Below are 19,145 nucleotides of genomic sequence, written 5' to 3'. Positions count from 1 at the left end.
TTATTCAGTAAATAAATTTTTAGATCAATGCTTTGCGAGTCAATACATCGACACCCTTTGGCGCCCAACCAGCAACTACTGCTGGTTTAGACACTGTCACCCAGCCTAATCCAGCAAAAACAATATCGGTTTTTTCTTTGATTGAAAATTCAAATCGAACCAATTCAGGAAAATCAGCAACTTCATCTGGACGAGGCGGCTGCAATAAACCACCAACATGCTTCTCATAAAAAGCATCGGCTTTCTCTAATTTAGTCCGATGGGGCTCAATGTCATTCGATACATATGCAACAAATGACGCCCGATCTCCTTGAACAAAGTCAAACCGTGCTAATCCGCCTAAAAACAGTGTTTGCCCAGCATTCAATTGATAGACCTTAGGCTTGATTTCCTTGTGTGGTGCAATAATCTTCAGATCTTTTTTACCAAGATAATGAGCCATCTGATGACGATGGATAATTCCTGGTGTATCAAAAAGGTAGTGCCCATCATCTAGCGGAATCTCAATTTTATCTAATGTTGTCCCAGGGAACTGCGAAGTCGTAATCAAGTCCTGGACGCCAGCAGTCTGCTTAATAATTTGATTAATCAGTGTTGATTTTCCCACATTAGTTACACCTACTACATAAACGTCGCGCCCTTTACGATATTCCTCAATTTTCTCTAATAACTCAGTCATTTCGTTAGACTTACGTGCACTTGTCAATAAGATGTCTACCGGACGTAACCCCTCTTCATGGGCACGTTCACGCATCCATTGAGTTAAGCGGCCCCTTTTTAGCGACTTAGGCAGCAAATCGACCTTATTGCCGACCAAAAGCACTGGATTATCACCAACGAAACGATGCAATCCAGGAATCAACGAACCATTAAAATCAAAGATGTCTACCACATTCACGATCAAGGCATCCGCTTTGCCTAATTCGTTCAACAAATGCAGAAAATCGTCATCCGTTAGTGAAACATCCTGAATTTCATTATAGTGGCGAAGACGAAAACAGCGCTGACAATACACCTCACCACTTGCTAGTCCTTTTTCTAAAGCTGATTGCGGAGTATATCCTAACTCATTAGGATGTTCTATTTGAATCTTTGCGCCGCAGCCAATACAAAATAATTCTTCTTCCATTTATAATTCACTCTTCCATTTCATCTCAGGATCTTTGCGCAATAAAATATGCATTACACGACGTTCAAAGAAACGATTGATTCGTGTATTCCAGCCATCTGTATCAAGAATAGGTCGAACAAGAATACTGCGAATACCAGCTGCACTTGCTCCGCGAATATCTGTCATTACCTGATCCCCAATCATGACGATTTCATCTTTTGACACACCTAATCGCTTTTGTGCATTTTTTATTCCTATTGAAAAAGGTTTCATTGCCCGTGAGACAAAATCCAATTGAAAACTCTCTAGCGCTTTAGCTACACGACTAGCTTTGTTATTTGAAACGACGACCACAGGTATTTCTGCTTCATCCATCATCTTTAGCCAATCAATCAGTTCTTTTGTGCCATTAGGATTATTCCAAGCAATCAGTGTATTATCCAAATCTGTCAACACTGCTTTAAATCCATGAGCCTTCAATTGTTCTGGGGTTATTTGATAAATGGCTTCGACCATCCAAGTAGGTTTGTATTTATCTAACATGGCAACTCCTATAACTTTATTTATACTTCTACAAAACCTGATTATAACGCAAATTTTTTGAAAACTCTACATTTGGGTACAAAGGTTTAAAAAAAGACTAGGCTTTCTCCGCCTAGTCCAGTTAATTTTATAATACTTTTGATAAAAAATCGATCGTACGAGAATTTTTTGTGTGATCAAAGACTTCCTCTGGAGAACCCTCTTCGACAATCACACCGCCATCCATAAAAATTACGCGATCGCCAACTTCTTTGGCAAACCCCATTTCATGAGTCACGATCATCATAGTCATACCTTCTTTAGCCAATTGCTGCATCACTTGCAATACATCTCCAACCATTTCAGGATCAAGAGCTGATGTTGGCTCGTCAAACAACATAACATCCGGTTGCATCGCTAATGCACGAGCGATGGCGATCCGCTGCTGCTGTCCTCCAGATAAAGACTGCGGATAAGCATCCGCTTTTTCAGATAGGCCGACTTTTGCTAGCAATTCCTGCGCAATTTTCTCTGCCTCGATCTTCGTCATACCCTTTACTTTGATTGGTGACAAAGTAATGTTGTCTAAAACGGTCATATTAGGAAATAAGTTAAACTGTTGAAAAACCATTCCCATTTTTTCTCGTGTTTTGAAAATATCATTCTTCTTATCTGTAATATCCGTTCCTTCGAATCTGATAGTACCCGATGTCGGAATCTCTAGTAAATTGACACAACGTAAAAACGTACTTTTACCAGATCCAGATGGTCCGATAATTACAACAACTTCTCCTGGAATAATTTCAGCGGATATATCCTTAAGAACTTCATTATCGCCAAATTTTTTGTTTAAATGTTCAATTTGAATCAATGCTTCTGTCATTACCTACACTCCTATCTCGAATCAAAGAATTAGTCTTTAAACGGCTTCACATCTCCTTGAAATTCTAATATTCATATGTTTATTTCTTTTAAACAACACCTATTACGCAGAAGATGAAAACTAAAACCTTATCTTTGATATCCTTTTCCAAGTTTTTTCTCCCATAAATTCAGCAAGCGTGACGTGACAAAGGTCATCACGAAGTAAAGCGCCGCTGCAACAAAATATGGTTCCAATGGAATATAAGAATTTGAGATAACAATTTGAGCAGACCCCATTAATTCGTTGATTCCAATTGCAGTCAATAGGGAAGAGTCCTTGATCAAAGTAATGAACTCATTTCCTAAAGGCGGCAGAATATTTCTTAATGCTTGAGGTAAAATGACATAACGCATCGTCTGTGCGGGACGCAAGCCTAGCGAATGCGCGGCCTCTGTTTGGCCATAATTCACAGCGGTTATTCCACCGCGAATGATTTCTGCCACGTAGGCTCCTGAGTTCAAGGACAAGACAATCATCCCTGGAATCAGTCGTCCTAAATCAACAGTCAAAACACCAACCTCTAGATCCTTTGAAGGAAAAAATCCTTGCAAAACGAGAAAACCAATCATAATCTGCAGTAGCATCGGGGTACCGCGAAGTACTTCGATATAAATATTCGCCAACCAGTTTAGTGGTTTATGCTTAGACAGTTTCAAAAGGGCCATCACTAACCCAATTAACGTTCCTAAAACAACTGTAACGAGTGAAATAATTACTGTAATACCAGCACCTGAGGCAAAATAAGATAAGTATTTATCTAAAAATGAAAAGTTCAATGCATGTTCCCTCTATTCTGCTGATTTTTCGGCTAATTCATGATTTTGCTTAACGTATTCATCAATCTTGCCTTCATCATTTAACTTTTTAATAATTTTATTTATTTCTGTTTGTAACTCTTTACTGTCTTTTGGTAACGCGATTGCAAATGCTTCATCCTTTGATGCCTTCAAATCAATATTAGCAATCATCAGATCAGAATTTTGCTGTACATAGGATTCAGCAATTGTTTTTTCTACGACCATTGCGTCTAATGAACCACTATTTACTTCAACAACCATGTTAGGAACTTTTTCGATTGAAACAGGTTTTGAATCTTTTAATTGAGTTTTAACGATGTCTTCTTGAATCGAACCTTTTTGAGCTCCAACATTTTTATCTTTCAATGAAGCTACGCTTGTAAATTTGTCTTGATTCTTTTTGTTAATAATCAAAACTTGAGGTGGATTGTAATAATTGTCAGTAAAGTCAAATTGCTCTTGACGTTCTTTTGTCGCGGAAATTGCTGAGATAGCAATATCAGATTTTCCTTCTTTTAATGAAGCCAGCACTGTATTGAAGCTCATATCAGAAACCTCTGCCTTCACACCTAATTCTTTAGCAATTTCATTAACTAAATCAATATCAGCACCGACGATTTTATCTTTTCCATCCACCATTGTATGAAATTCAAACGGCGCATAGTCAGCTGATGTTGCCACTTTTAACACACCTGCTTTTTTGATCGCTGCTAATTGATCTTCTGATTTTGCACTTGATGAATCAGCAGTTTTATCACTGCCTCCCCCACACGCTGCTAGAGTAAATAGCGCTACTACTGTCATAACTAAGCCGGTAATCTTTTTCATCCTGTTTCCTCCTAAAATTATTTTATTATTATTTAGCCTTCAAAAATTATGGTCTCATCAAACGAATAGTACTTTTTGAATGCTTTTTTCAATGAATTTATTATAGCATGAAACTTTCATAAAACAAGCAATTTGTTGTATAAATATTAAATATACATTGAATACTGCTTTACATATTGTATATATTCAACTTCCTAGTGAATAAATATTTTAATCTCCACCTTTTTGAGCCAATTGATTGTTCTCTTCAACCATTTGATCAATTGTTCCCGCTTCTTTCATTTCTTTGATATGTCTATTAAGTTCCTTAACCAATTTTTCATTACCTTTAGGAACCGCGATACACAACGCATCCTCTTTCATACTTTTCAGTGAGATATTAGCAATCATTAGTTCTGGGTTTTTATTGACGTAAGCATCCGCTACGGTTTTTTCAACTACTAATCCATCCAAAGAGCCGTTCTTAACTTCTACAAAGATATTCGGCAATTTTTCGATTGAAACTAGTTTTGCTTCTTTCATTTGTTCCTTTACAATATTCTCTTGAATCGTTCCTTTTTGAGCACCAACCTGTTTCCCAGCAAAATGATCAATCGATGTAAACTCATTTTCATGTTGTTTATTAATCACAATCACTTGAGGGGATGTATAATAGTCTGTAGTAAAATCAAAGCTTTCCTCTCGTTCACTGGTGACGGAAATCGCTGAGACTGCCACATCTGCTTTTCCTTCTTTAGCAGCTGCCAGAACTGCATTAAAACTCATATCCAACCACTCAACTTTGACGTCCATTTTTTTCGCGATTGCTTCCATCATTTCAATGTCAGCACCTACGATTTTGTCTTTACCGTCAATTGTAGTATGGAAGCCAAAAGGAGCATAATCTGGTGAAGTCGCTACTTTGATCACACCTTTTTCTTTAATCGTATCTAATTTATCCTCTTCATTCTTACTTCCACATGCTGCTAATACAAATAAAGCTACTCCTGCTAGTACAACCTTCAACCCTTTTTTCATATGCTTTCCTCCATAATTAGTTTTTAATAGTATAGCATATTTTTTCATTTAATCTATAGTTTTGTGAATATTTATTTAAAAACGAGCGATTATTTTGCATAAAAAAAGAACAGCAGAAGCTGTCCTTTTTAGCTTGTTAAAATTTTCTAAATCGCTGATATCTTTTTTCAATCAATTCTTCTGACGAATATTTTGATAGTTCAGTGATTTTTTCAACTAGAGATTTCCGCATCATACGAATGATTTTATCTTCACTAAGTTTTTTCCCCTTCAATGTTTCGGGGATCACACGGTCAATAACATCCAACTGCAACAGTTCTGCTGCAGTAATCTTCATCAATTCTGCCGCCTCATCTGCTCGTTTTCCGTCTTTCCAAAGAATCGATGCAAATCCTTCTGGTGAAAGAATCGCATAAATACTATATTCCATCATCCAAACTTCATCTGCTAGCGCTAATGCTAACGCTCCACCACTGCCGCCTTCTCCAGTTACAATTGAAATAATCGGAACTTTTAAATCAGACATCTCTAAAAGATTACGAGCGATTGCTTCGCCTTCTCCTCGCTCCTCAGCCTCTACACCACAGAATGCACCCGGCGTGTTTACAAAACAGATTACTGGGCGATTGAACTTTTCAGCCTGTTTCATTAGACGGAGTGCCTTGCGATACCCCTCAGGATTCGGCTGCCCAAAATTACGCTCCATGTTTTCTTTTAAATCGTTTCCCTTTTGAATGCCGATTATCGTTACTGATTTACCTGCAAGCTTGGCAATACCGCCAACAATCGCAGGATCATCTCCAAATAAACGATCACCATGTAATTCTTGAAAGTCAGTAAAGATTTTTTCAAAATAATCTAGACTAGTCAAACGATCTTGATGCCTTGCTAATTTAACAATTTCTCCAGCAGTTAGACTCATTCTTCACACCAGCCTTTCTGTTGATGAAATGCCAGTAATTGTGACAACCGATCTCGTAAAACCATTCTTGGTACAATTTGATCAATAAAGCCATGTTGCAAAAGAAATTCCGCCTTTTGAAAATCATCTGGCAGTTGCTGGCGAATAGTCTGCTCAATTACTCGTCGACCAGCAAAGCCCACTAATGTTTGCGGCTCAGCAAGGATAATATCCCCTTCCATCGCAAAGCTGGCAGTTACACCGCCAGTAGTTGGATCCGTTAAGACAGTAATATAAAGCAGTCCCGCGTTACTATGTCGTTTGACGGCTGCTGAAATTTTGGCCATTTGCATCAGTGAAAATATCCCTTCTTGCATACGAGCTCCGCCTGAAGCGGTAAACAGAACTACAGGCAGACTTTCGTTCAAGGCCTTTTCAAAAAGCCGAGTAATTTTTTCACCGACGACTGTTCCCATACTCCCCATAATAAAATTGGCATCCATTACACCAATAGCAACAGCTTGATCGTTAATTGTTGCTTTCCCTGTTAATACGGCTTCGTCCAAACCAGTTTTTTCTTTGGTTTCTTCGATTTTAGTTAAGTATTCAGGAAAATCAATCGGATTATTTTGTTCTAGCTGATTATCCCAATCAGTAAAACTTTTTTCATCGATCGTTAGAGCCAATCGTTCCCAAGCACTGATCCGAAAACTATACCCGCAATGAGGGCAAACTTTTTCAGCGCCGATCTCTTTTTTGTAGAGGGTACGTTTGCAATTTGGACACTTTGCCCACATATCATCAGGTACAGCTGGTTTCGTTGTTGGTACACTGTCGCGGTTAGGATTGATCCGAATGTAGTTTTTTTTCTTATTAAAAAGTCCCACCTAAATTCCTCCTACTCGCTTTGTTGCCACTCAGGTAAAAATGTTTTTTGCAAGAAACTTGTGTCATAGTCGCCAAATAAAACACTCGGATGACTAATCAGATCCATTTGAAATTCAACATTCGTAATGACCCCGTCAGAAACAAACTCGCCCAAGGCCCGCTGCATCTTCATTAAAGCGTCAAAACGATCTTCACCATGGACAATGATCTTCGCAATCATTGAATCATAGTAGGGCGGAATCGTCACTCCACTATACATCGCACTATCTACCCGTAATCCTAATCCGCCGCTAGGCAAAAGCAACGTTTTGATTCTACCAGGAGAAGGCGCAAAGTTAAATGCTGGATTTTCAGCATTTATTCGGCATTCAATAGAATGTCCTTGAAACTTCACATCTGATTGTTTTAAACCTAAAGGTTCACCCGCTGCAATTTTGATTTGCTTTTTCACGATATCTATTCCTGTTACCATCTCTGTGATTGGATGCTCTACTTGGATACGAGTGTTCATTTCCATGAAATAGAAACTTCCCTCTTCATCACGTAGAAATTCGATCGTTCCGGCACTCTCATAATTTACAGCTTTCCCAGCTTTGACAGCGATATCTCCAAGCATTTTGCGAGTATCCTCACCGATAACAACAGAAGGAGCTTCTTCTAATACCTTTTGATTATTTCTCTGCAAAGAGCAATCTCGTTCGCCTAGATGAATGACATCTCCTTGCTGATCTCCTAGAATCTGTACTTCGATGTGACGTGCAGGATAAATAATTTTTTCCATGTACATCGCGTCATCACCAAAAGCTGCTTTAGCTTCTGACTTTGCAGATAAGAAATTCTTTTCAAGCTCGCTTTTTGTAGGAACCTTGCGAATCCCTTTTCCTCCGCCACCAGCAGCAGCTTTCAGCATTACAGGATATCCGATTTCATCTGCAAGCTTTTCTGCTTCTTCCAGCGTTTCGATCGCACCGTCACTGCCTGGTATAACAGGAACACCTGCATCTTTCATTAGTTGCCGTGCATGAATTTTATTTCCCATCGCGTCGATGGTTGTTTCGCTTGGTCCAATGAACTTGATGTTACATTCCGCACACATCGTCGCAAACAAACTATTTTCTGACAAGAAACCAAAGCCAGGATGAATCGCCTCGGCATTTGTTACGATTGCCGCACTCAAGATTTCCTGCATATTTAAATAGGAGTCACTTGAACGCGCGGGGCCAATACAAATTGCTTCATCCGCCATTTCAGTATGCAACGCTTCTTTATCCGCTTCAGAATAAACCGCAACTGTCTGAATTCCTAATTCACGACAGGCCCGGATGATCCTTACAGCAATTTCGCCACGATTAGCGATCAAAATTTTTGAAAACATAGACATCTATCCAATCATAAAAGTCAGTTCTGCTTCGGCAACTTTTTTACCATCGACATATGCGATGCCTTTTCCACAGCCGGCTGAAGAACGAACTTTTGTTAATTCTACTTCTAAAACTAAGGTATCTCCTGGAACAACTTTCTTACGGAATTTCGCTTTGTCAATTCCACCGAAATAGGCAGTTTTGCCTTTGAATTCATCCATTGATAATAAAGCAACAGCACCAGCTTGAGCCATTGCTTCAACAATCAATACACCTGGCATTACTGGTTCATGAGGAAAATGACCTTGGAAAAATGGTTCGTTAACAGAAACATTTTTTTTAGCCTTAATGTTTTTTCCTGCTTCTAATTCTTCCACTCGATCAATCAGCAACATTGGATAACGATGCGGAATAATTTCTTTAATTTCTTCAATCGTTAGCATTTATAAATCCTCCTAGTTCGTATAAATGAGCCTGTTGCTCATCATGTCTATCATTCATCTAAAGCTTACATTTTTTTAGCACTATGAAAAATTGAATTGATCCCCTAGTTAATACGGAATAATGGTTGCCCATACTCAACGACATCTTCATTTTCTACTAAAATTTCAGTGACGGTACCATCAAAGTCACTAGTAATTTCGTTTAACAATTTCATCGCTTCAATAATACAAACCGTTTCGCCTTGCTTCACCGTGTCGCCAACTGATTTGTAGGCATCTTGCTCTGGCGATGGTTGTAAGTAGACAATTCCTACAATTGGTGAAGTGATTACTTCACCTTCGCTTTTACTCTCAGCAACCGGAACATTTTCTGAATCCGAAATCGGAGCAACTGATGCAGTTACCTCAGCTGTGGTTGATTCCACGGACTGAACGGTTTGAACTGGTGCTGCAGTTTGGCGACTCATCTGATTTTTATTCATGTATAATTCAAAGCTGCCTTCACGTAAATCAAATTCAGTTAGGTTTGAATCATTAAATTGATTCAGCAGCTCTTTGACTTCGTTGATTTCCATGCTTAATCCTCCCAGCGTTTCAAGCAGATCACAGCGTTGTGACCGCCAAAACCTAGAGAATTACTCACCGCATAATTGACTGGTGTTTCCTTTGCTTCGTTCACAACAACATTTGCCTTGATTTCTGGATCTACTTCTTGAATATTTGCGGTTGGTGGAATAAATTGATGTTGAACAGCCATCAATGAAGCAACTGCTTCTACGCCTCCAGCGCCCCCTAATAAATGTCCCGTTAATGATTTTGTACTGCTGACATAAGCCGTTTCGGTTAACGCAGCCTCAATTGCCTTACTTTCCGCTTTATCGTTTGCTTGCGTACTTGTTCCATGGGCATTCACATAATTAACATCAGCTGGAGAAATTCCTGCTTCTTTGATTGCTTCTGAAATCGCTCTTGCTGCGCCTTCTCCGTCTGGTGACGGAGCCGTCATATGGTAAGCATCGCATGTTGCCCCGTACCCAACAACCTCACCAAGAATATTTGCACCGCGTTTTTGCGCGTGTTCTAAGGATTCTAGAACCAGAACACCAGCACCTTCTCCCATGACAAAACCATTGCGGTCTTTATCAAATGGAATTGATGCTCGGGCTGGATCCTCTGACGTACTCAAAGCTGTTAATGAAGCAAAGCCAGAAATCCCAATTTTATTAATACAAGATTCAGCACCGCCAGCGATGATAACATCTGAATAGCCGTGCTTGATATTACGGAATGCTTCCCCGATTGAATGGGTTCCACTGGCACATGCGGTTACAGTACTTGTACAAATTCCTTTTGCTCCAATACGTAAAGCAACATTTCCAGCTGCCATATTCACGATCGCTAAAGGTACGAACATAGGAGAAACGCGTGCTGGTCCTTTGGCATCCATTTTTAATACTTGATCTTGGATTGTTCCTAGACCACCAACACCTGAACCAATCATCACACCAAAACGTTCCATATCTTCTTCTTCAGTATTGATTCCGCTCATTTCTAATGCTTCAAGGGCGGAATAGATAGCATATAGCGAATAAGTTTCCATTCGTTTAGTATCTTTTTTGACAAAATATTTTTCCAAAGGGAAATCCTTGACCTCAGCCACTACTGAAATACCTGTTTCACTGGCATCAAAACGAGTGATTGGACCAAAACCATGATTTCCTTCTTTTAAATTTTTTAAAAATGTTTCTTCATCATTACCAATTGGTGAGGCAACACCAAAACCTGTAATTACGACACGATTCATTTTATTCCGTCCTTTCTTTACATGACCATTCCGCCATCAACGTTCAATACTTGACCGGTGATATAACTATTTTGCGCCAAGAATAAGGCAGCATTTGCCACATCATCCACATTGCCAAAACATTTTAGCGGAATTTGCCCTTCCATTTGTTCTTTAACTTTATCGTTCAGTTCATCTGTCATATCCGTTTTGATAAAACCAGGGGCAATCGCATTACAAGTGATTCCCCGTGGTGCTACTTCTCGCGCTACAGCTTTGGTAAAACCGATCACACCAGCTTTGCTTGCAGCATAGTTGCTTTGCCCGACATTCCCTATCAATCCTACTACGCTGGACAGATTGATAATCGCACCGGCACGTTTTTTCATCATTTTCTTCAAAACCTGCTGAGTCATATTAAATGTTCCTTTTAAATTGATGTCCATGACTGCATCAAAGTCCTCGGGTTTCATACGTAAAAGTAATTGATCCTTTGTAATTCCGGCATTATTAATCAGAATATCGACCGAGTCTAAAGTTTCTTCACATTCCTTAATCATTTTTCCAGCTTCATCAAACGAGCTGATGTCGCCGCAAATGCTAGTACATTTCACACCTAAAGCTTCAATCTCAGCTACTTTCTCTGCTGGGATCGCTTTTCGGCCGTTCAATACAATATTGGCTCCTGCTTGAGCAAAAGCTTTCGCTATGGCCCAACCTATTCCACGGCTGCTGCCGGTAATAAAAACTGTTTTATTCGTTAGTTCCATTAGGACCTCCCAAAAAGCTGATTGTTTCTGCTAATGTTTTGCTATCTTCCACACGACTCATCGATAACGAACGATCAATCTTCTTAATAAAGCCGGTTAGTGTTTTTCCAGGACCAATCTCGACTAGTTGAGAAATACCTAATTCCTTCAACTTCTCGATACTGTCACTGAATCGTACCGGTGACATCACTTGTTTCGTTAATAATGAAACGATTTCGCCTTGAGGCATACTTTCTGCAGTGGTATTTGAAATCACAGGAACATTCATTTCTGAAAAAGTGATTGTCTGCAGCTCTTGATTCAAGCGTTTGCTGGCAGGTTCTAATAATGCGGTATGGAATGGACCGCTAACGTTCAACGGAATCATCCTTTTTGTTCCAGCAGCTTGCAATAATTCTTCCGCTTTTTCGACTGCGGCCACTTCACCGCCAATCACGATTTGTTGCGGAGTATTATAGTTTGCTGGCGAAACAACTCCGAGAGCAGAAGCCTGATGACAGCAATCTTCAATCACCTCAGCAGCTGTATTCATCACAGCTACCATTTTTCCACTTCCAGTTGGCGCAGCTTCACTCATGAACTGACCACGCTTGTAAACAAGCTGTACCGCATCGCTAAATTTTAGTGCACCTGATGCAACTAACGCTGTATACTCACCTAAACTTAAGCCTGCCAATGCATCAGCTTGAAATCCTTGAGTTGTTAAAATACGTAAGAAAGCCGTGCTGACTGTCAAAATAGCTGGTTGCGTGTACTTTGTTTCATTTAACTGATCATTTTCTTCGAAACACAAGTCCTCCATTGAAAAACCTAATAAATCACTAGCCTCTTCAAAGGTTTCTTTTACAATTTTTTCTTGCTGATATAACTCTTTGCCCATTCCAACATATTGAGCGCCCTGCCCGCTGAACAAGAATGCTGTTTTCATGATCGTCTCCTAATAGCAGGAAAGGCCAGGCCTTACGCCTAGCCTTTTCCCGAAATTTTATTAATTAAGCGTTTTGTTGTTTTTCAACATATTCAACTAAATCTTTAACAGTTGTGATACCGTCTTCTGTTTCGATTTTCACATCAAATTCGTCTTCGATTTCGTTGATGATTTGGAACAAGTCCAAGCTATCTGCCTCAAGATCTTCTTGAATGTTTGTTTCTAATTTTACTTCTTCTTTTTCTACTCCTAGTTCTTCTACGATAATGTCTTGGATTTTTTCGAATGTCATAAGTTGTTTCCTCCGATAATTTTAAGTTTTGATTTTATATTTTTAACAAACTTACAGCTGAATCAGCAGGTTCCCCCACGCTAATCCACCGCCATAGCCTGTCAATACCACTTTTTGCTTGCTATTTAAAGATAAAACATTTGCTTCAACCAGTTCATCCAATAAAATTGGGATACTTGCAGCTGAAGTGTTCCCATAATTCATTAGATTCATAGGGAATTTTTCAATTGGCTCATTCATTTTACGAGCCATTTTTTCAATGATTCGTTTATTGGCTTGATGCAGCAGATAATAATCAACTGACTCCTCACCAATAAATTCTTTCAAACTTTTGGTGACATCATTTAAAGCGAAGTTCCAGATTCCGCGGCCATCCATAGATAGCGCTGTATTAGTCTCCGTTTCTTCATGAAAGATATTACTGTTTTTGCGAAAACCCGAGGTCAATGCATTAGCTCGTTCACCATCTGCTCGCAGCATCTGCTTTATAATAGAAGGTTCTTCATTTGCTTCTAACAAAACTCCCGCAGCGCCATCACCAAAAAGTACAGCAGCTGAGCGATCCTGCCAGTCTAACAGCTTAGAAATTTTTTCACCGCCAATGACGATTCCACGAGTCATTCCACTGCGCACAAAATTTTCGGCAGTAGCTAATGCATAAACAAATCCTGCACAAGCCGCCGTGACGTCAAAAGCCATTGCCTTTTTAGCTCCGAGTTGACCTTGTACCTGACAAGCTACAGAAGGCGATGTATAATCTGGCGACATTGTAGCAACAATGATAAAATCCAAACTCATAGGATCAATTGTCGCTTTATCGATCAGTTTTTCAGCAACACGCAAACACATATCCGACGTATTTTCCTCTTCGGCGATATGTCGCTGTTTGATTCCTGTCCGCGTTTCTATCCATTCATCCGACGTATCCAGCCATTCGGTCAAGTCATCATTTGTAACGACTTTTTCAGGCAAATAGCGTGCCGTTGCGATTATTTTTCCGAACCCCATACTCATTTGATCTCCTCTAAGTAACTATATAGGTTTACTAGCGCTTTTAAGAAAACCTCTTGCTCGTCCGGATTCAAATCCTTGATGGCACTTTTTACCATCTCGTGGTGAAAATGCTGATGAATTCGAAATACTAAACGTCCTTTTTTCGTTAAACCCAGTTTAACTACTCGTCGATCATCTTCGCTGCGAATACGTTCTACATAGCCCTTTTTCACTAAGCGATTGATTGATGTCGTCAAGGTGCCAACAGTTACTAATAATTCTCTTGCAACCTCTGTTGTCGTCTTCTTTTTGTACATCCCGATTGCATCAATAGTATGCATCTCAGTAATCGTCAAATCGCTGAATTGTGATTTTTTTAGTTCGTTTTCTTCAATCGACAAAACGTCGTTGAAAATTGAAACTAAATAGGTATTTAATTCTTCCCAGTTTCTTTCCATGTCCTCACCTAATTAGTTTGATTATCAAATCATTTGATGTTCAAACTATATCTTATTTTTTTTCTGAATGCAACTACATTTTTTCAATTAACCAAAAATTAATGAATGTAGCTGATGCCTCTTATTTTTTCTATTAATAAAATACTTTGTCTATCAAAGGAATTAACGACAAAAAAAGAAGCGGACATCCGCTTCTTAAACATTCCGGTGCATTGGAACAGCATTATTATTGGGATGAACCAACAAATATTGGATAACATCAATATTACTGGCTTGGAATGAAGCTGCACAGGCCTGTAAATATAAATCCCACATTCGATAAAAGGTCTCATCTTTTTGTTCAATTACTTTATCTGCCACCTGATGGAAGTTCCTTGTCCAATGCTCCAACGTTAACTGATAATCACGACGCAGACTTTCAAGATCAACCAACTGCAGATGATTTTCTGTGATGTGTCCGACTAGTTCACTCACACCAGGAATATAACCGCCTGGGAAAATATATTGATTAATCCATGCATTTTTCGCTCCGCCTTGTTGGCGACTGATTCCATGAATCAACGCTGTTCCATTAGGAGATAAATGCTTCTCAACAACTTTAAAGTATTCCTGCAAATTTTCTGCACCTACGTGCTCGAACATGCCAACACTTGTAATGTGATCAAACGTACCCTTTAGATCCCGGTAATCCATCAATTCAACAGATACAGTGTCCTCTAGGTTTTCTTTCTTGATAATCTCTTGGATATGTTGAAATTGCTCTTCGCTCAGTGTAATTCCTTTGGCTTTGACCTTATATTCTTTTGCTGCAGTCAAAATCAACGTTCCCCAACCGCAGCCAATATCTAACAATGTCTCGCCTGGTTGAATGAACAATTTATTCAAGATATGATGCACTTTATTGATTTGAGCTGTTTCTAGCGTATCCTCAGGCGTTTCAAAGTAAGCACAAGAATACGTCAGCGTTCGATCTAACCACATTTCATAAAAATCATTTCCTAAATCATAATGACTATGGATATCATGGGCTGATTGTTTTTTTGTATGCTTTTCTTTTGGCATCCATTTTTTGAAGTTATTATTATGGAAAAATCCGTTTGCTTGATTATACACATCATAAATCAACGCTTGTAAATCACCCTTGATTTCGATTTTCTTTTCCATGTATGCTTCTCCAAGTGCTAACGAAGCATTACTGATAAGCTCTTTTACTGGAATTTTCTCATTAAAAATAATTTCAAAGACAACATCGCCTTCTGGTTTTCCATATTCCTTTACAGAACCATCCCAAAAAGTCACTTGAGTTTTTTGAGAGAAAGATGGTTTAAATAATTGATTGTATACTTCTTTGTCTAACATATTATTGCCTCCCTCATAGTATCTTCTGACTAAAACTGAATAAGTTCAAAAGATTTGCCCCGGGTTGGCGAAAAAAATAGGAATTCCTCATAAAATTGTAATCAAAAATTATATGAAACCCCTTAATAAAAAAGAATACAAAAAAAACGGGTTTCCCCGTTTTATTGAATCAAATCATAAATTTCCATCGCAACGATGTCGATGTTGTCAAATTGATAAGATTGTTTGCTGTCGCTTTCAGTAAGCTCAAATGTTTCTGTTGTATTATCATAAGTTACAGTACATTTTTCTACGCCCTCTTTTTCAAAACGACGCAACTGTACTTCATTATCGGTCGATTCAGTCATTGCTTCTAAGCGTTTAATAATGGCAACTAATTGTGAATGTTTCATCTAGGTGCCCCCCTTCTTCTCAATTCTGTCTTATTGTATCAAATCCGACCGTATCTTGCATTGATTTTCATCAATTAATTTATGATTTTTTTACTAAATCTAACTTAAGATTCTGTCCACCACAATTTAATCAACGCTTGAGTTCCATCATTTTCGAAACCAAGATCAGCTAATTGCTCATAAAGCTCAGTTGCTAATTTAGTTGCAGGCAAATCAAGCTGCAGTTTTTCTGCTTCATCTAAAGCAATTTTTAAATCTTTGATAAAATGTTTAACAAAAAAACCGGGAGAGTAATCAGATTTCAGAATTCGAGGGGCATAATTGGCCATCGACCAATTTTGTGCAGCTCCGCCACCTAACGTTTCTAAAACTTTCGGTACGTCCAGCTTAGCCGCTTTAGCATAAACCAGCATCTCTGTCATTCCAGTCATTGTCCCAGCAATCATAATTTGATTCGCCATCTTCGTGTGCTGTCCAGCACCTGCTTCACCTTGCAGTGAATAACTCTTACCCATAATTTCAAATAATGGGGCTACTTTATCGAAAGTGGCTTGATCACCACCTGCCATAATTGTTAGTGTCCCATTCTGCGCACCTAAGTCTCCGCCAGAAACTGGGGCATCTAACGCCTCTGCCCCCTTTTCCTTAGCAGTTCGATAAATTTTTTCTGCTAATGTTGGAGTAGATGTCGTCAAATCTACTAATACCTTGCCTGTAACATCTACTGAAAAAATACTGTTCGTTCCATAATAAATTTCTTCCACATCGCTAGGATAACCGACCATTGAAAAAACAATCTCGCTGAAATGAGTCACTTCTGCAGGAGTTTCATGCCATTCAGCCCCCTCTGCAACTAGCTCATCTGTTTTACTTTTCGTACGGTTATATACGGCAACTTCATACCCTGCAGCTAAAAAATGTTTTACGATGGATTTTCCCATCACACCTGTTCCGATAAATCCTATTTTCATACTACTAACCTCCAAAATAAAAATAATCCATCTCCAGTATACATGAAGAGATGGATTTCAGCTTTATTTATCCTCGTTATTTCTAAGCGAATTAATCCGTACCCGCATTTTTTGAACTGTACGGACTGGCGATCTAACCTCTGTGTGATTTTCAGCATAGTAAATGAGCATTTCTTGATAAAATTTGAGAATTTCATCACCAAAACGTTCCGCCGAAATTTCGACTAGTTTATTCTTCTGCACCTCGGGATCGATTGGAATTTGTTGTTGGGCATAACGAATAAAACAGTCACTAAAATCTTCATCATGCTCAAACGTTATCCCTAAAGATTCATCGTTTAATAGTTGAGCCAAATAATCATTTCCCTCAACGACGCATTGTGTTCCAGAAGCAATAGCCTCAGCATAGGTCAACCCTTGAGTCTCAGAGGTCGATGCACTGACAAAATAATCCGCCGCATGATAGTAGTAGGCAACCTCTTCATGAGAAACTTCTCCTGTAAACTGAACATGATCGTCAATACCCAGTTCACGTGTCATTTCTTCCAAATCTTCACGGTAGGGTCCTTTTCCTACGATAACTAATCGAGCATTGGGATAACTCATGAGTATTTCCGGAAATTGTTGTACGATGATGTGGATATTCTTCTCATAAGAGATACGACTCAACGATAAAATCATCAACTCATTTTCCTGCATTCCCAACTTCTCTCGTAAACGATCAGTATCCTCTTTTGTTATATCCGAACGGACAAAACGAGTCACATCTATACCCGTTGGGATGATTCGCATAGGTACATCTACTTCATAGCGCTTCAATGTGTCCACCACCCGTTTGCTTGGGCATACGACTCCCGTAGAGTGATTAACAAACATTTTAATGAAATGCTTAACGTGACTAGGTCTAACCACTTTACCATTAGCTATATAATGAAGATAATCCTCATACATTGTATGATAGGTGTGAACAACAGGAATGCGTAGGCGATTGGCTACCATTTTCCCTAAAAAACCAGCTCCAAACTCTGTGTGTGTATGAATAATCTCTAATTCTAATTCCTTTGCTACTTGATAAGCGAACCAAATTCCCCGTACTACAATTCGGCGATCTTTGAAGGATACAAAGGGAACACTAGGCATACGCACAATATCTTTCTCAAACTCATCCGCATCTGGATCAGTCGTCGTAAAAATATAGACTTCATGTCCTTGCTTCTCGAGTTCATTTTTTAATGTTCTGATTGATGTTGCTACTCCGCTGACTTGGGGAAAATAAGTATCTGTAAAAAAACCGATCCGCACGTCTATCCCTCCAAACTATTTCGTGACTTTTGCATAGATCTGATGATCATAAGGCAGCTCTAACACTGCTTCATAAACAGATTTTAATTCTTTACCAATTTGTGTAATACTCTTTTCTTGAGCAGTTTTAAATCCTGTCAAAGAAAGATTTGGTAGACGATGATTAACCAATTGACGAATCAACTTTTCAAACTCTTGGTTATTGGTTCCCATATAACAATTTTCACGATCCCTTAACCAGCCTCCATAAACAGGAATATCTCTTAGCAAGACCTGTTGCTGACTAGCCAAAGCTTCTAACACGACGATCCCTTCTGTCTCTTCATAAGACGGGAAGAAGAATAAATCGGCTCCAGAATAGGCGCCCTCAATCAAATCTCCGTTGATGTAACCTGGAAATATGACATTTCTAGGATGAGCGGTTTTTACCACACGTCTAATATTAGCCGGGATCGAAAGCATCGGCACATCCCCAAACCAGATAAAGGTATAATCAGGCATCTTCTCTGCTATCTCTACAAAATCTAAAATCCCTTTACGTTCAAAAAACAGACCTACACAAATGATGACTTTTTGCGTTTCTGTCAAATTGAAGTGCTTTCGGAAAGCCGCTTCCTTGTGCCCGTCTGGATAGTACTTCTTCAAATCGATTCCATTCGAAATAGCCGCGATTGGTTGCTGTAATCCATAACTGCGAAGCAAGCTTTTTGAATAAGGTGTTGGTGTAATCAAATGATCTGCTTGTTGATACAAAGCAACCAACCATTTCTTAAACAAAGGAGCCAACTGATTTGATCCGACAAATGAGTTACGAAAATCTTCTTCAGTTGAGTGCGCATGAAAAACAACTTTTTTCCCAAGTCTTTTCGCTTTTCTAACCAGTTGAAGACTTCTTGGTCCATAAGTATTAATATGTAATATATCATAGTCTGTAGCTTTTGGATCAAGAGTATAGTCAATTCCCATCGAGGATAACGCCCTTTTTTGGTGGCTTAGCGCTCGACCAATCCCTGATTTACCAATAACATTCTGTCCTTCAAAATAAAGTAATATTTTCATATACAGCCTCCTTAAAAGCAAATCAATTATATCATAAGCATTCGA

General features: G+C 39.0%; 22 protein-coding genes. All 22 read right to left on the bottom strand.

All coding sequences use genetic code 11. The annotated features are described in order from the left end of the window. Positions 1 to 19: 19 nt before the first annotated feature. Positions 20 to 1,129 carry a ribosome biogenesis GTPase YqeH gene (gene yqeH / locus IGI67_RS01050; RefSeq protein ID WP_429956471.1) on the bottom strand — a complete coding sequence of 370 codons (1,110 nt, stop codon included), beginning with the start codon at positions 1,127 to 1,129 and terminating at the stop codon, positions 20 to 22. Continuing rightward, complete coding sequence (locus IGI67_RS01045; RefSeq protein WP_429956470.1) at positions 1,130 to 1,654, bottom strand: YqeG family HAD IIIA-type phosphatase; 525 nt, start codon at positions 1,652 to 1,654, stop codon at positions 1,130 to 1,132. Between the two features lie 127 nt (positions 1,655 to 1,781). Next, on the bottom strand, positions 1,782 to 2,516 hold the full coding sequence (locus IGI67_RS01040; RefSeq protein WP_277988954.1) for an amino acid ABC transporter ATP-binding protein: 735 nt from the start codon (positions 2,514 to 2,516) through the stop codon (positions 1,782 to 1,784). Between the two features lie 128 nt (positions 2,517 to 2,644). Then, complete coding sequence (locus IGI67_RS01035) at positions 2,645 to 3,334, bottom strand: amino acid ABC transporter permease (protein WP_010740388.1); 690 nt, start codon at positions 3,332 to 3,334, stop codon at positions 2,645 to 2,647. A gap of 12 nt (positions 3,335 to 3,346) precedes the next feature. Next, complete coding sequence (locus IGI67_RS01030) at positions 3,347 to 4,183, bottom strand: transporter substrate-binding domain-containing protein (RefSeq protein WP_207109820.1); 837 nt, start codon at positions 4,181 to 4,183, stop codon at positions 3,347 to 3,349. 210 nt (positions 4,184 to 4,393) lie between these two features. Next, positions 4,394 to 5,200, bottom strand: a complete 807-nt coding sequence (locus tag IGI67_RS01025; RefSeq protein WP_429956469.1) for a transporter substrate-binding domain-containing protein — start codon at positions 5,198 to 5,200, stop codon at positions 4,394 to 4,396. A 136-nt stretch (positions 5,201 to 5,336) separates the two neighbouring features. After that, complete coding sequence (locus IGI67_RS01020; RefSeq protein ID WP_207109818.1) at positions 5,337 to 6,122, bottom strand: acetyl-CoA carboxylase carboxyl transferase subunit alpha; 786 nt, start codon at positions 6,120 to 6,122, stop codon at positions 5,337 to 5,339. After that, on the bottom strand, positions 6,119 to 6,988 hold the full coding sequence (gene accD / locus IGI67_RS01015; RefSeq protein ID WP_207109817.1) for an acetyl-CoA carboxylase, carboxyltransferase subunit beta: 870 nt from the start codon (positions 6,986 to 6,988) through the stop codon (positions 6,119 to 6,121). The genes IGI67_RS01020 and accD overlap by 4 nt, the downstream gene beginning before the upstream one ends. A gap of 11 nt (positions 6,989 to 6,999) precedes the next feature. Then, positions 7,000 to 8,364, bottom strand: a complete 1,365-nt coding sequence (locus IGI67_RS01010; RefSeq protein ID WP_207109816.1) for an acetyl-CoA carboxylase biotin carboxylase subunit — start codon at positions 8,362 to 8,364, stop codon at positions 7,000 to 7,002. A 6-nt stretch (positions 8,365 to 8,370) separates the two neighbouring features. Then, positions 8,371 to 8,793: a 3-hydroxyacyl-ACP dehydratase FabZ gene (fabZ, locus tag IGI67_RS01005; RefSeq protein ID WP_207109815.1), complete on the bottom strand. Its 423-nt coding sequence runs from the start codon at positions 8,791 to 8,793 to the stop codon at positions 8,371 to 8,373. Between the two features lie 104 nt (positions 8,794 to 8,897). After that, positions 8,898 to 9,368, bottom strand: a complete 471-nt coding sequence (gene accB, locus IGI67_RS01000; RefSeq protein ID WP_429956468.1) for an acetyl-CoA carboxylase biotin carboxyl carrier protein — start codon at positions 9,366 to 9,368, stop codon at positions 8,898 to 8,900. 2 nt (positions 9,369 to 9,370) lie between these two features. Beyond that, positions 9,371 to 10,597, bottom strand: a complete 1,227-nt coding sequence (fabF, locus tag IGI67_RS00995) for a beta-ketoacyl-ACP synthase II (protein WP_207109813.1) — start codon at positions 10,595 to 10,597, stop codon at positions 9,371 to 9,373. A gap of 17 nt (positions 10,598 to 10,614) precedes the next feature. After that, positions 10,615 to 11,346 carry a 3-oxoacyl-[acyl-carrier-protein] reductase gene (gene fabG / locus IGI67_RS00990; RefSeq protein ID WP_207109812.1) on the bottom strand — a complete coding sequence of 244 codons (732 nt, stop codon included), beginning with the start codon at positions 11,344 to 11,346 and terminating at the stop codon, positions 10,615 to 10,617. Further along, positions 11,330 to 12,274, bottom strand: a complete 945-nt coding sequence (gene fabD / locus IGI67_RS00985; RefSeq protein ID WP_207109811.1) for an ACP S-malonyltransferase — start codon at positions 12,272 to 12,274, stop codon at positions 11,330 to 11,332. Before fabD ends, fabG begins: the two co-directional genes overlap by 17 nt. A 64-nt stretch (positions 12,275 to 12,338) precedes the next feature. After that, on the bottom strand, positions 12,339 to 12,566 hold the full coding sequence (locus IGI67_RS00980) for an acyl carrier protein (RefSeq protein WP_010746005.1): 228 nt from the start codon (positions 12,564 to 12,566) through the stop codon (positions 12,339 to 12,341). Between the two features lie 51 nt (positions 12,567 to 12,617). After that, complete coding sequence (locus IGI67_RS00975) at positions 12,618 to 13,580, bottom strand: beta-ketoacyl-ACP synthase III (RefSeq protein ID WP_207109810.1); 963 nt, start codon at positions 13,578 to 13,580, stop codon at positions 12,618 to 12,620. Continuing rightward, complete coding sequence (gene fabT, locus IGI67_RS00970) at positions 13,577 to 14,017, bottom strand: fatty acid biosynthesis transcriptional regulator FabT (RefSeq protein WP_207109809.1); 441 nt, start codon at positions 14,015 to 14,017, stop codon at positions 13,577 to 13,579. Before fabT ends, IGI67_RS00975 begins: the two co-directional genes overlap by 4 nt. A 195-nt stretch (positions 14,018 to 14,212) precedes the next feature. Continuing rightward, positions 14,213 to 15,376 carry a class I SAM-dependent methyltransferase gene (locus IGI67_RS00965; protein ID WP_429956467.1) on the bottom strand — a complete coding sequence of 388 codons (1,164 nt, stop codon included), beginning with the start codon at positions 15,374 to 15,376 and terminating at the stop codon, positions 14,213 to 14,215. 161 nt (positions 15,377 to 15,537) lie between these two features. Next, a complete protein-coding gene (locus tag IGI67_RS00960; RefSeq protein WP_010740403.1) occupies positions 15,538 to 15,768 on the bottom strand; it encodes a YkuJ family protein in 231 nt (76 codons plus the stop codon). Between the two features lie 104 nt (positions 15,769 to 15,872). Beyond that, positions 15,873 to 16,754 (bottom strand): NAD(P)-dependent oxidoreductase, encoded by an 882-nt coding sequence (locus IGI67_RS00955; RefSeq protein ID WP_207109807.1) that lies wholly within the window; start codon positions 16,752 to 16,754, stop codon positions 15,873 to 15,875. Positions 16,755 to 16,802: 48 nt separating this feature from the next. Then, positions 16,803 to 18,041 carry a glycosyltransferase gene (locus IGI67_RS00950; RefSeq protein WP_207109806.1) on the bottom strand — a complete coding sequence of 413 codons (1,239 nt, stop codon included), beginning with the start codon at positions 18,039 to 18,041 and terminating at the stop codon, positions 16,803 to 16,805. A 15-nt stretch (positions 18,042 to 18,056) separates the two neighbouring features. Beyond that, on the bottom strand, positions 18,057 to 19,100 hold the full coding sequence (locus IGI67_RS00945) for a glycosyltransferase (RefSeq protein WP_429956466.1): 1,044 nt from the start codon (positions 19,098 to 19,100) through the stop codon (positions 18,057 to 18,059). Positions 19,101 to 19,145 lie beyond the last annotated feature (45 nt).

This window comes from Enterococcus sp. AZ196, from assembly GCF_050498845.1.
GTDB lineage: Bacteria > Bacillota > Bacilli > Lactobacillales > Enterococcaceae > Enterococcus_A > Enterococcus_A murrayae.
This window is presented reverse-complemented; position numbering and strand designations above follow the sequence as displayed.

What these genes read in the sequence shown, in the direction of transcription:
- IGI67_RS00980 (WP_010746005.1), bottom strand. Translation starts at nt 12,566, where the DNA reads ATGACATTCGAAAAAATCCAAGACATTATCGTAGAAGAACTAGGAGTA.
- IGI67_RS01020 (WP_207109818.1), bottom strand. Translation starts at nt 6,122, where the DNA reads ATGAGTCTAACTGCTGGAGAAATTGTTAAATTAGCAAGGCATCAAGAT.
- fabD (WP_207109811.1), bottom strand. Translation starts at nt 12,274, where the DNA reads ATGAAAACAGCATTCTTGTTCAGCGGGCAGGGCGCTCAATATGTTGGA.
- IGI67_RS00945 (WP_429956466.1), bottom strand. Translation starts at nt 19,100, where the DNA reads ATGAAAATATTACTTTATTTTGAAGGACAGAATGTTATTGGTAAATCA.
- IGI67_RS00975 (WP_207109810.1), bottom strand. Translation starts at nt 13,580, where the DNA reads ATGAGTATGGGGTTCGGAAAAATAATCGCAACGGCACGCTATTTGCCT.
- IGI67_RS01045 (WP_429956470.1), bottom strand. Translation starts at nt 1,654, where the DNA reads ATGTTAGATAAATACAAACCTACTTGGATGGTCGAAGCCATTTATCAA.
- IGI67_RS01030 (WP_207109820.1), bottom strand. Translation starts at nt 4,183, where the DNA reads ATGAAAAAGATTACCGGCTTAGTTATGACAGTAGTAGCGCTATTTACT.
- accB (WP_429956468.1), bottom strand. Translation starts at nt 9,368, where the DNA reads ATGGAAATCAACGAAGTCAAAGAGCTGCTGAATCAATTTAATGATTCA.
- fabT (WP_207109809.1), bottom strand. Translation starts at nt 14,017, where the DNA reads ATGGAAAGAAACTGGGAAGAATTAAATACCTATTTAGTTTCAATTTTC.
- IGI67_RS01010 (WP_207109816.1), bottom strand. Translation starts at nt 8,364, where the DNA reads ATGTTTTCAAAAATTTTGATCGCTAATCGTGGCGAAATTGCTGTAAGG.
- IGI67_RS00965 (WP_429956467.1), bottom strand. Translation starts at nt 15,376, where the DNA reads ATGTTAGACAAAGAAGTATACAATCAATTATTTAAACCATCTTTCTCT.
- fabZ (WP_207109815.1), bottom strand. Translation starts at nt 8,793, where the DNA reads ATGCTAACGATTGAAGAAATTAAAGAAATTATTCCGCATCGTTATCCA.
- fabF (WP_207109813.1), bottom strand. Translation starts at nt 10,597, where the DNA reads ATGAATCGTGTCGTAATTACAGGTTTTGGTGTTGCCTCACCAATTGGT.
- yqeH (WP_429956471.1), bottom strand. Translation starts at nt 1,129, where the DNA reads ATGGAAGAAGAATTATTTTGTATTGGCTGCGGCGCAAAGATTCAAATA.
- IGI67_RS01040 (WP_277988954.1), bottom strand. Translation starts at nt 2,516, where the DNA reads ATGACAGAAGCATTGATTCAAATTGAACATTTAAACAAAAAATTTGGC.
- fabG (WP_207109812.1), bottom strand. Translation starts at nt 11,346, where the DNA reads ATGGAACTAACGAATAAAACAGTTTTTATTACCGGCAGCAGCCGTGGA.
- IGI67_RS01025 (WP_429956469.1), bottom strand. Translation starts at nt 5,200, where the DNA reads ATGAAAAAAGGGTTGAAGGTTGTACTAGCAGGAGTAGCTTTATTTGTA.
- IGI67_RS00960 (WP_010740403.1), bottom strand. Translation starts at nt 15,768, where the DNA reads ATGAAACATTCACAATTAGTTGCCATTATTAAACGCTTAGAAGCAATG.